The sequence below is a fragment of the Rhizobium mongolense subsp. loessense genome (assembly GCF_900099775.1).
In the GTDB taxonomy this organism is placed as follows: Bacteria; Pseudomonadota; Alphaproteobacteria; order Rhizobiales; family Rhizobiaceae; genus Rhizobium; species Rhizobium loessense.
Genome location: NZ_FMTM01000020.1, coordinates 59,215 through 71,183, shown reverse-complemented (window position 1 = coordinate 71,183; position 11,969 = coordinate 59,215). Strand labels below are relative to the sequence as shown.

The following is an 11,969-nucleotide window of genomic DNA, read 5'->3' as shown; positions in this document are numbered from 1 at the left end:
ATTGGCCATCGCGCACCTTTTGTTCCGCAACGATGATGCCCGGTTGGGCCTCAAGTCGCGACACATAGGCCTGCCAGTGCTCCGCCGCGCGTGCTTCGGGGCTCACATCACGAACCTTGGAGATGTCGAATTCCGGTCCGCCTGCCGAAAGCTGTCGGGCCGCTGCGCGCGCCCGATCTATCCAGGTGTCGGCAGCCTCACCCTCGGCAACGATGCGATCCTTGACGATCGAAAGTCGTACTGTTTTGGGCGGAGCCAGCGACGCCGTCAGCCGCTTCAACACGAACTCCGGCTCAAGGCTCTGATAGAATTGCCATTGCGAATGAACGCGGGCGGGATCGACCTGCGTTCCAGACAACAGCGACTGCGGGTCGGCGCCAAGCGGGTCTCTCAGGCCGGAAATGTAGAATTGGCCATCGCGCACCTTTTGTTCCGCAACGATGATGCCCGGTTGGGTCCCCAGTCGCGACACATAGGCCTGCCAGCGCTGCCCGGATTGCCAGGAAAGAAAGAACCAACCGCCTGCCGGAATCAAAACCAGCAGGACTGCAGCCACCACCAGCCACGGAAATCCCTGGTTTGAGTCCTCCTGCTTCAGTTCAACGCAGGTCTGCAACTGCGTCTCTATGCCGGCTAACTGAGAACCGTCGCCGTCAAACTGCTCTAAAGCCTGTGAGTATTCATCATGGATGCGAAGCAACACATCGCGAACTATTTCATGTAATTCCTCTGGCGGATTTCCCCGGATCACCGCAACCAAGGTCGCAAACGGTCCAACTTCTGACCAGAGACGAAGCTCCCCAAAGCGGATAGTGTCCAGGCCGCTCTGTTCTTTCTCGTTAAATGAGTCTTTAACAAAGTCTTGAATTGCACTGAGCATCGAAGAAATGAGTTGAGGATCCTCGCTCGTTGCATTATCGGCAGTTACATGCGCGATCAAAAGCCCGGAATTTCGGTCAATGAGAAAGACATGTTCTACACGATAGACAAGAGAATGCTTCAGAACAACTTCCGAGAAGCTGGCACCAGTTCTCCAAGATTCAAATCTCCACTTGAGCCCATGCCAGGTAAATATATGTCTTAAAGTTTCATTCAGCGACTGAAAGGTCTGGTCGATCTTTTCCCCGATCGACTTGCGAATTGCCGGCAGAAACACCGGGTATAATATATCCGTCAGCGTGCGCGGGCTCTTCTGGATCGACCGTTGCACAGCCCTCTCGACGGCTGGCGCAAGGGCCTCGCCGAGCTGCGCATGAGGCGCCCGTGCGGCTGCACTGGGAAGAACGCCGCCCACTGCTTCCGCAAGCTGCTCCGGTTCGCCCAGCAGATGCGTAACTCGTGAAAGCTCCGAAATTTCGCGGCCGACCAGCAACTGGCGCAGCGTTTCCATGCGACGATCGGCGGTTGGAACTCCGTCGAAACGCACATGATGGTCCGGATCAATGTTCCGAGCAATTTCGACCAAAAGAATAGCCAGAGCCGCGCGATCGATCTCGGTATCGTTCGAGGCGGCTTTTTGAGGAAGGCTGATTGGGTCGACGGTCGACGTCAAGTTCCGATCAACTCACTTTCCAGCCACGTTCCGAGTTGCTTTTGCTGCCGCCGGAATCCTGATTTATGCATTTTGCAACCTCGACAAACAGGCCAGCCAAAAGATTTCTGTCGGTCTTGACGTTGCTGAGATCGGAAAACATTTTCTCCATTAGCATCTGAATGCTTTCATTCTTTTGCTTGATTTCCTCACGCAGCAAATGATCGCTTCGATTTATCCGGTCCGCAACGTCGCGCTCAAGCTCGCTCAATTGATCCGACAACGCGCGCACCTGCTTTTCAAGTGCCTGATTTTGCTCGCGAAGATTCCGATCAATCTCCTTGTCGGCCTCGGCTCGTGCATCTTTTTCGCTCCGCAATTGCGCCGCGAGCGATTCGACCTGCTTCTTTGCATTTGACTCGTACGTTTCAAGATTGCGCTTGGCCTCGGATTCGACATCCTTAAAGCGCTGCAAGAACCGGTCTTCAAGCTTGGAAAAACGGCGGTCATAGTCCTGCATCTGGTTGCCGAACAGCAGATCGCGTATCTTGTCGACACCTACAGCGTCACCGGAGATCCCGCCCTCGCGGGCCTGGGCCGCCATGAAGTTCAGCCCGTTTCCCTCTGCATTACCTATCAGATTTTCGTCCGCCTTATTCGCAGAAGAAGCGGTACTCGAAGGTTCCTTTGCCATCCTTATGCCCCCCATTTGAACACCTGCCACAGTGCAACCCCGTTAACAGGGGAATAATGTCAGCAAAATAGCCGGCCCACAAGCCGGAATCTTCTTGACTCAAGCCGATTCGTGACGCAGCCGAGCGCTAGCCGATTCGTGACGCAGCCGAGCGCTACGTCACTGACGTTTGGGGCGATGCCATCTTAAAAGCGGGCGGCCGCGACTGGTCGGGGATCAAAGGCGGCAAGCGCGCACGGTCGTCGAGCAGTGACGGTCCGCAATCTATGCGCTCACGGCATCACGGTGTTCAACCGCAAGGCGATCACTCGAGTAACGACGGCGGCAGGGCGCAATATCGCGCTCAAGGAGGAAGCTCGATAAGAAGCGCTTCACCAATTACACGGCAACACTGCGGGCGTTTGCGCGCGCACTCGCGGATGGCGTGACGAACCTTCCAGACATCAAGAAGGGGTCGTAGCGCCCCTGGAGAGGCCTCAGGATTCCAAATCGGTAGACGGGCTGTTGCGTTGCCATTTGGGCCATACTTACCTTGAAGTTTAGGCGATTGAACTCGCCGAACTGGCCCGGCAGCGGCTCGGCGACGAAAGTCATGTCGACGAGCATGGCGGAGCCGAAAGGTGCGGGCGCAACTCGTGCGGTACAATGTCCGAACGCCTGCTTACGGGATCGAACAAGTCTGTGTCCAACGGCTGCCATGACGGCGTATAGCCGACCGCTTAACTTGGAAACACGGAAAATCGTTCTGGGAGGTGCGGCCCCGCGAACATCGCTGTTGTCAGCGGTTCGGAAAACAGCATCCAACCCCACAACATCGTCACAGGTGGGCTGAGATGGATCGCAGCGCTGACCTTGGCCGCTTTGACCTCCCCGAACGAAGTCGCGTTGGCAACAGAGCGGGTCGAACCAATTCCCTCGGGAGTTTTCGGTGATCGGGAGTTCGACACACACACACACAGCTTTTCTGACGCATGGTCTCCGTGGGCCAATCGCTCAACTCGCCTTAAACGGCCCCTCCCACCCGAAACACCGGCAGTTCCTGCCGCACGCCTCGAAGATGTGCAGTTCTCCGGTCGACCGCAAAAGCCGCCAGTCCGTCGCGAACCCCGGTCGCGTCGTAAACGTCCTGGCTGACAAAAATCTCGTCGGCGTCGGCAAGGCCTTGGACGCGCGCAGCAATGTTCACGGTCTGGCCGAAATAGTCGAGGCGCTCGTTCAGCGTGACCGCAATTGCCGCGCCTCTGTGAACGCCGATCTTGAGGATCAGAGCCTTGTCTGGCTGCCGCTTGTTGAACGAGGCGATTTCGCTGCGCATGTCGAGTGCCGCGCGCACGGCATCGGCAGGCCTCAGGAACGCTGCCATCACCGCATCGCCGATCGTCTTGATGATCGCGCCGTTGTGGCGGATCGTCACGTCCTGCAGCCGCTCAAAATGCTGCTGCACAAGTGCAAAGGCATTCAGGTCTCCGATCCGGTCATAAAGTGCAGTCGAGCCCTTCAGGTCGGTGAAAAGGAGAGCGATATCCGTGACGCCGAGCCCTTCGTGGCTGCGGATCACCTCGGAGCGAAAGAGGTCGCGGAACGTCTGGGTCGTGAGCAGCCGCTTCCCTGAGAGGAACGGCGCGAAGTGGAGCGGCGGCGGCCTGTCGACGCCGGGCGGCAGTTGAAGGATCCCGAACTCGATGCGTTTGTCCGCGACATTGGACATCTCGAAAATCACCTTGCCGGCCGCGATGGTGCCCGCGTCCGGCGTGCTGGATTCGAGGTCAAGACGGATTGCAATGCGCTGTTCGCCAGTCGGAAGCGCGGGATCGACAATGAATGTGATACCTGCGTCGCTGTCGGAGCTGCTGCCATGTAATATGCCAGCCTCTGCGATTATCTCAAAAGCGGTCGTCTCGCCCGGCTCGATATAGGCTAATCCGCGGCTCAGCATCTCCCTCAGGTGGACGAAAGGCGTTCCGTCCGGGATCAAGCCCTCATTCGTCGAGCTGTAGCGGAAAAGATAATCCTCCACCGTCAGCGTCTGCGGATCGTGATAGGAGATGCGGCGAATGGCCGGGTTCACGGTGAAGGTTATCGCGATCATGTCGTCGAGCGCCGCCACGAAATCCAGATGGCAGTGGGTGCAGCGGCAGTGACTGCGGAGATTCTTGAGAGCCCGGAAGCTATCGATGACACAGGAGCAGACCGGACAGATCAGAATCCAGGTCATATCGAAGAGACCTAGGGCGGTGGCGTGCAGGAAGAGAACAATCGTCTCCTCCTCGTTGAGGCTCTTGTCGGCGGCGAATTTGATCGGATTGATGCGGAAGAGCTCGGCGTCGCTTGCCGAACGGATGTTGCTCTCGAGCTTGGATACGAGCCGCGCACTCCAGGTCCGGGCCGACTCTAGCGCCGTCAGCTTCTCTTCGAGGTCCTTCTCGTCGATCGATGCCATGGCGACCTCCTCCCCGGACTGCGCTATTGTCAACCGAACGAGTTCGGTTGATCGTCCACCATCAGCGGTTCTACATGTTCGCAGCATTCTAGGTCTACCATAGCGAAAGGCTTCATTGTAGTGGGAAGCCCCCAGGATCCCGGGACGTGCAGGAGTTGGCGCCGACGAGCCTTTCCGCCGACCCACCCACTTGTCGACATCGGGACGGGTCAAGCGGACCGGCAGCTTTCAGAAAATCGCCGAGGTTGCTCGAATGGCTGAAATGAAGGCGCAAAGCGGTCAAGACCGCCGTCGGCCCCTTTGCTGCCGTTCGAGGCCGATCCGAGGAACGTGCGGTATGTGCTAGAATGCGGCCCGAAGGCGGAATGCGACAGACGCACGACGAGGGGCGGTGTGATCGTACCGGACTTCGCGCGACCGAGAGCCGACGTTGTGATCTTGAAAGGGGAGACGAGGACGATGCCGACACCACAGCAACCCAGTCTAATAGTTCGACAGAAATCCCCACAGAACATCGAGTTTCCGTTTGCGTCGCTCTCCGATTGGCTGATCCCAACCGAGCTGTTCTTCGTGCGAAACCATTTCCCGTCGCCGGACCTCGATGCGCGAGACTGGAGATTGCGCGTTGGCGGGGCGGTGGAGCGGCCGATCGAACTTGACCTCGACAGCATCAAGGCGATGCGGAGCACGACTTTCACCGCCGTCGTCGAGTGTGCAGGGAACGGGCGCGTCTACTATGTGCCGCCGAAGGAGGGGTTGCAGTGGCAGAACGGAGCCGTCGGCAATGCCGCGTGGACAGGTGTTCTTCTGCGCGAGATTTTGGAAATGGCGGGCGTTAAGCGAACCGCACGTGAGGTTCTGCTCGCAGGCGCCGACAGCGGCGTCGTCGACACGAACAAGAAAACGGCTTCTCCCGGCCCCATCGCTTTTGCGCGCAGTTTACCGCTTGAGAAGGCCATCGCTGACAGCACGATCCTTGCCTATTCGATGAACGAGGAGCCGTTGACGCGCGATCACGGCTACCCGCTACGCGCGGTCGTGGGTGGCTGGTTCGGCATGGCTTGGGTCAAGTGGATCACGCATATCACGGTTGTGGAGCAACCGTTCCTTGGCTACTGGCAGGCGCGCGACTATTTCCGTTGGGAGCGCAGCCTCGGGGAACCCAGGCTGGTCCCCCTTGCGGAGATGGAGGTCAAAGCGCAGATCGCGCGTCCCGTACAGGGGGCGCATCTCATCGCCGGCCAACCGTACCGGATTTTCGGAGCCGCCTGGAGCGGAGAGGCTGCTATCCGGCAGGTGCAGGTCTGCACCGGAGATGGCAGGGGCTGGCGCGAGGGAAGGCTGCTCGAAACAGAACGTCCCTTTGCATGGCGCTTGTGGGAGTACATGTGGACCCCTGAAGAAGTGGGGCGATATATACTGCGATGTCGCGCGATCGATGGGGCGGGGTGCGTGCAGCCCGACCTCCAGCGTTCCGACTGCGAGAGCTACGCGGCCAATTGGATCGTTCCGGTGGAGGTTACGGTCGTTCCCGAGCCACAGACGTACGAGGAGGAATTCGTGATCTAATCACCGCATGGGGCGGAATGGCGGCTTTGGCGCAAAGCGGTCATGCGGTGATCGCCGGACGGCGAATTCGGCACCGAAAGCGGAAATTATTGCCACTAGCCCCCTTTTGACTGAGGCCCAAAGCCAGGACACACAAGTGGCATCCGGTCGCTCGCGATGGAAAAAAAGAGGGAATTTCAAGGCGCTTCCAATCAGTGATTGAAATCATGCGAGGCCCCAGGCGGGCTAGCTTTCACCTATCAAGCCGTCTTCCGATCCCAAAATCTCCTGACGAAAATTGCAATTTTTGCAGCTAGTTACCGTCTATTGTGGCAAGCCGTTCGGTGATTTCCCAGGATGGAAGACACAATCCGTAGCCGCACGAAAGCTGGCTGGGGACCCCATTTTAGCGGCGATCATTCCGTGGCCCGCGTCACGCCAAAAGCGAACCTCCGCTTACCGGCATTAGATGACTGGCCGGGGGCCGATGGCCGACCGTCCGCTGCCAAAACACCCAACAGGAAAAGCGGACATCGGAGCTTTTGCCGCCCAGGTCCGGGATCGGGCCCGAAGCGGCCGCTCGTGCCAAACCAGCCAATGTCTCCAACGGGTGGAGAGCGGTCGTCACCAAGCTGATCCCCGAATGACGTGTTTCGGGCCGCATTCCGGACGGGCAGATTCCTGGCGATGAGGATCGCAGAAGTTCAACTGCGGCCGGGTGGTGAACTGGCCGAAGCTGGAACTGATTAGCCCGCTACATTGTATATCTTGGCAAGGTCGCGTAGATCCCAGTTCCCGCCAGACAACACCGCACAGACTTTTTCATCGGGCTTGACGTCTATGCTGCCCGCCAACAGTGCTCCGACGCCAATCGAGGCGGCTGGTTCAGCGATCAATTTCGCATCCTTGGCAAGAGCGCGCATCCCGGCGATGATGTGTTCGTCTTCAACAAGAACAATCTCGTCCACATACTTTTCGATAATCGGATACGGGTTTTGACCCGGAACGCTTATCCTCAAGCCATCCGCAATAGTGTCCTTCAAGGGGAGCGTTGTGCGCTCCTTGTTTATCCGGCTGTGAAAATACTTCGGTGTCAAGGCGGGCTCTGCCCCTATAACGCGCACCGATGGTTTCGTTTCTTTGATGGCGGTAGCGATTCCCGAGATTAGCCCCCCGCCGCCTACGGGAACGATGACCGTATCTATATCGTCCAGGTCCTGCAGTATTTCACAGCCGATCGTTCCCTGACCGGCCATCACGATGGGGTCCTCAAAAGCATGAACAGCCGCGTATTTGTTTTCTTCAGCGATTTCATACACCCTTTTCCATCTGGCGGCGGTGTCGCCATCGAAAAGAATGACTTCTGCCCCGAGGGCTTTTGTATTTTCGATCTTGATTTTGGGCGTGGTGACCGGAAGCACCAATATCGCTTTTACGCCCATCATCCTGGCGGCGTAAGCAAGCCCTTGGGCATGATTGCCCGACGACGTCGCAATAATGCCGTTTGCGATCTCTTCTCTCGAGAGCGAGAGAGCCTTGTTCAGGGCGCCGCGGATTTTGAATGCGCCAGTAATCTGCAGGGTTTCCGGTTTGAGATATAGCTGACAACCAGCGGCTTTCTCTATTTTTTCTGCACGCAATAACGGCGTATGTCTGATGTGCGGTTTCAGCCGTTCCTGAGCTTCACGAATGTCCTGAATGGTGGGGTAGTTGCGCATAGTCATGACTCAAAAAACTGAAAGAAAGTGCCGACGTTATTGGCTATTGCGTTCTGATAGATTTTGCTGGCTGTCGTATTGTCTTGTATGGCCATCCCCGTGGAATCGAAAATCGTGATTTCGTCATCACTTTCTCGTCCGGGCTTCCTTCCCAGCAATACCTCGCCGATTTCACCATGGATGTCGTCTCTGGCGATGATGTTTTTATTCAGCGGGTGCCAGGTCTCGCCCTTTTCGGTGCACTGCGCAATTGAGTCGACGACTACTTTTGCGTTCCTGAAGAGCTCCGGATCCAGTTCTTGTTTACCTTGTTGATCTGTACCGATTGCAACGATGTGTGTGCCGGGCTTTACCCAATCCGCTTCCACAAGCGACCCTTTCCCGCGGGTCGTCGTAATCAGGATATCGGCCTGCTCAACGGCTTCTTTTTTGGAGTTAGCCATGATTACAGGAATGCCAAATTCGCTTTCGATATCCGTCTTGTATTTGGAAAGCGTGTCCGGATTACTGTCCCATGCTTGGATCTCTTCGATCTTCATGATCTCGTTGATCGCCCGGATTTGCATTCGTGCCTGATTGCCTGTCCCGATCGATGTAATTCTTCTGGCATTTTTCCTTGCCAGTGCCATTACGGAAACGGCTCCAGACGCCCCGGTTCTGAGACCAAGGATCAAACTTCCATCCATAACGCAAATCAACGCACCGCTCTTGGCATCAAACAGGAAAATGGTCGCCATGCCATTGGGCACGCCGTGTGCTGTCGGGTTATCAATGAACCCTCCAGAAGAGGCTTTCATGGAGATCACGTCATTGGCTTTGTAGTAACCAAGCTTGAAGTCGATTTCCCCACGAGGCGACGGCAGATCTATTCCTATATAATCAGGTTGTTCCACCTGATCACTGTTAAAGGCTTTGTATGCCTCTTCCACCGCGCCGATGACTTCTTTCATACCGATTAGCCGCCTTACTTCATCCTTCTTAAGTAACAGCATTTTCATGCATGACCTCTCGATTTTTGGCTTCATGGGATGCACGGCACGGCACACCCTGTACCGCAATCACCATAGTGGGTGAGCGGCGAGACTAGTGGCCGCATTCGCCGCGACCGGAAGCAGATTGTTCTGTATCGCATAGGGGCTTTGGCAGAGAGTTGCGGCAGGCGTCTGGCCGAGCTTGGGCGTCAGCGCAGGCTTCGCCACACACGACAAGGATAAGTTCAAAGGCTAGACGGCGCTTGCAGGGAACGGCGCCCGAAACGGATAGGCGAACGCAACCGCTTTCCACAACGCATTACAGCTTTTCCGCATCGCGTGCAGGATTGGCCGCTTTGGGTTGAGACGCGTCGATCGCAGCTTCCGAGGTAAGGTCTGGAAGTGGACAATGCACCCTTCCTAAGTGGACAATGCACCCTTCCTAAGTGGACAGTCCTCTATTGTCTTCGCGCCATGGGATCGTCACCCGCATGGACGAAACCGCTGACCGGTTCGGCGGCTTGTCGTAGCGCCTGAGGCGCCCAACCGCATTTGAAGATTTTGGTTTTGCGGCTTGCGCCGCATTTCCAGAAGATTCGGAGTGGCTAGATTCGATTCATAGCTTCACAATGTTGCGATTGCGCGAGAAATCGGTGAGGCATAAAGGTATAAATTGATTTCGTGGCGTCTTGATAGTAAAATCGAGCTTCAACTTGATTTAATCATCCCAACACACCATAATCGATTCATAGATTCGTTATTGCCGATATCGTGCGCCTGCGAAATACAGAGTGAAGGCATGTTTTAATGACCCTAAGAAGTGCAGACGTCTTGTTCAAGGATGAATGCGCAGGCTCGTTGATCGAGACGGCCAACGGCGGAACGCGCTTTGCCTACCATTCGGATTGGAAAAAAGGCGATATCGCCTGCTGCTTCCCCTCCACGCAACGCGAACATGAATGGAAAGTCGGCCTCCATCCGTTCTTCCAGCACCTTGGTCCGGAAGGATGGCTGCGCGAACAACAAGCCCGTTCGGCGCATATCGTTGAAGAAGACGATCTTGGATTGCTCCTTTCGGTACGGCGCAGACTGTATAGGGGCTGTCAGCATCCGGCCGCCGGATGATGCCGCGAAGCTTCCGGAGATCACCGAAGCTACGGCCAATCCCGGACGCACGGTTTCGGGCGTTCAAAAGAAACTGCTGGTCACCAAGGATGCCGAAAACAGGTTCGCTCCCGCGAGTGCGACAGGATCAGCATCATATATCGCCAAATTCAATTCCGACCGAATAGACAATCTCGTACGGAATGAACTCCTGAGCCTGCGATGGACCGCCGCCGTTCTTGGCGAAAGGGAAGTGACCGCCTTCACGGCACCGCTCATCGAGGCGGTTGATGAAACGGCGCTGATCGTTACTCGCTTCGACCGGAAATCGAACGGCGAGAAACTGCGCCTCGAAGATTGCGCGCAGATCCTCCGCAAGCCCAAGGGACAGGACTACGCAGGCAAGTATGATGCGGCCTACGAGGATATTGCCGCGATCATTCGTCAGCACTCGTCACGTGCCGCGATTGACCTCCTGCGGTTTTTCAACCGTCTGATCGTCTTCACCCTGATCGGGAATTGCGATGCCCACCTGAAAAACTTCTCCCTGCTGGAAACGCCGACGGGACTACGACTATCCCCCGCCTATGACGTAGTGAACACCGCGTTTTATGACGGGTTCGACCAGACATTAGCGCTGTCAATCGGCGGTGAGAAAATCCATCTGGAAGCGGCCAACCAAGCGGTTTTCCGTGCATTCGGCAAAAAAATCGGCCTACCGGACATGGCCATCGACCAGACATTCAGACAGCTAAAGCGGCAGGTAGGGAAGGCTACACCCATTATCCGCCCGCCCGATGCGGAGCCACCGGATGGCTTCGTGCATAGATTCAAAGAGATCGTGGACAATTCATGCCTGAGAATACTGGAAACATAGCCCCGCTCGCGTGGCAACGCTACGTGGAAGAAACCTTGCGCCGTCGCAAGGCGGAAGGTCTTACGCAAAAAGATCATTCGGCCTTGGCAGGTGTCAGCCATCCGACAATGGCGGCGTTTGAGCGTGGCGAAACGACCCTGACACTGGCAAAGGCGCTCGATATCCTGCGCGTCGTGGCCCTGGTAGATGAACCTGCCGAGGGGGACACGCAAGCCCGGTTCGTGCGCGATGCATTCGAGCGTTGGTGTGATCTGATTTCTCCGCTCCCAGAGGATTCGCCTGCGCGGTTTCCGAACGGCTGGTATCGGTTCGACTACTGGCTTGAGGGCGATCTCAAGACCCCGGAGCTCACCGCCTTCGAGCGCATTCTGGAAAAGGCCGTTGTTCGGAAAACGGGCTGGCCGCCATTCTGGCTTCCGACACGCGAAGCCATTCAGCCGCGTGAAGTTGATGGGCTGATCGAATGTTGGCTTGCGCCGCAAGGCGAGGAGGTCGAGCGCGGATTCAATGATCCTGCGCATTGCGATTTTTGGCGTGGCGCACCTTCGGGGCGCATGTTTCTCATCCGCGGCTATCAGGAGGACGGTGTAGAAACATTCCCTGCCGGGACGATCCTCGATACGACGCTTCCCCTAAGGCGGATGGGTGAGGTTCTGTTACACGCGGAAGAGCTTGCATCGCTTCTCCGCAAAGATGCCAATACAGTCGTGACGGTTCATTTTCGCGCCATGTTCACCGGACTCCGCGGTCGCGTGCTTCGGTCATGGGCGAACCCATTGAGCGATTTGCTCGTCGAAGGCTACGCTGCGCGAAGCGATGAAGCTGTGTTGGAAGCAAAGGTTCCTGCCGACGGTATCGAGAGCCGATTGGCCGAATGCCTGCTGCCGTTGTTGACGTCGCTCTATGACAGGTTTGGGGTGGCAGGGCTTTCGCTCAATCGCGTCGAGGCGGAAGTGCAACGCTTGCTGAATAGCGCCATCAGCAAAGAACGTCGCCCTCGTCGCTAGCAGTGACTGCACACCATTTGGCACGGGTGCTGTACGACTGGGATGAGGGCGCGAAGCTGTCCGTTACTGAAATTGGAAG

The 11,969-nt window shown here is 56.8% G+C and carries 8 protein-coding genes and 1 pseudogene; 4 read left to right on the top strand and 5 right to left on the bottom strand.

Features of this window, described 5'->3' with window-relative positions:
- The 3 genes and pseudogenes from BLP23_RS32005 to BLP23_RS31985 all read right to left on the bottom strand — a co-directional run.
- Positions 1–1,552: pseudogene (locus tag BLP23_RS32005) on the bottom strand (OmpA family protein); the annotation flags it as partial.
- 7 nt (positions 1,553–1,559) lie between these two features.
- Positions 1,560–2,225 (bottom strand): DUF3450 domain-containing protein, encoded by a 666-nt coding sequence (locus BLP23_RS32000; RefSeq protein WP_022713150.1) that lies wholly within the window; start codon positions 2,223–2,225, stop codon positions 1,560–1,562.
- Positions 2,226–3,228: 1,003 nt separating this feature from the next.
- On the bottom strand, positions 3,229–4,665 hold the full coding sequence (locus BLP23_RS31985) for an adenylate/guanylate cyclase domain-containing protein (RefSeq protein WP_233426890.1): 1,437 nt from the start codon (positions 4,663–4,665) through the stop codon (positions 3,229–3,231).
- Between the two features lie 459 nt (positions 4,666–5,124).
- On the opposite strand from BLP23_RS31985, the gene BLP23_RS31980 reads away from it, so the two are divergent.
- Positions 5,125–6,234, top strand: coding sequence for a sulfite oxidase (locus BLP23_RS31980; protein ID WP_233426889.1), 1,110 nt, complete (start codon positions 5,125–5,127; stop codon positions 6,232–6,234).
- Positions 6,235–6,959: 725 nt separating this feature from the next.
- On the opposite strand, the gene BLP23_RS31975 is transcribed toward BLP23_RS31980, so the two are convergent.
- Positions 6,960–7,937 (bottom strand): threonine/serine dehydratase family protein, encoded by a 978-nt coding sequence (locus BLP23_RS31975; RefSeq protein ID WP_208603224.1) that lies wholly within the window; start codon positions 7,935–7,937, stop codon positions 6,960–6,962.
- A complete protein-coding gene (locus tag BLP23_RS31970; RefSeq protein ID WP_092588697.1) occupies positions 7,934–8,929 on the bottom strand; it encodes an ornithine cyclodeaminase family protein in 996 nt (331 codons plus the stop codon). The genes BLP23_RS31975 and BLP23_RS31970 overlap by 4 nt, the downstream gene beginning before the upstream one ends.
- Before the next feature lie 780 nt (positions 8,930–9,709).
- Between BLP23_RS31970 and BLP23_RS34865 the strand changes: the two genes are divergently transcribed.
- From BLP23_RS34865 to BLP23_RS31960, 3 genes are read left to right on the top strand one after another with little or no spacing between them, the layout of a single operon-like run.
- Positions 9,710–10,027, top strand: a complete 318-nt coding sequence (locus BLP23_RS34865; protein ID WP_233426888.1) for a HipA N-terminal domain-containing protein — start codon at positions 9,710–9,712, stop codon at positions 10,025–10,027.
- The gene (locus BLP23_RS31965; RefSeq protein ID WP_233426887.1) at positions 9,948–10,883 is read left to right on the top strand and encodes a type II toxin-antitoxin system HipA family toxin; all 936 of its coding nucleotides are present in this window, start codon (positions 9,948–9,950) and stop codon (positions 10,881–10,883) included. The genes BLP23_RS34865 and BLP23_RS31965 overlap by 80 nt, the downstream gene beginning before the upstream one ends.
- Positions 10,859–11,890, top strand: a complete 1,032-nt coding sequence (locus BLP23_RS31960; protein WP_092588696.1) for a helix-turn-helix domain-containing protein — start codon at positions 10,859–10,861, stop codon at positions 11,888–11,890. The genes BLP23_RS31965 and BLP23_RS31960 overlap by 25 nt, the downstream gene beginning before the upstream one ends.
- Positions 11,891–11,969: the final 79 nt, after the last annotated feature.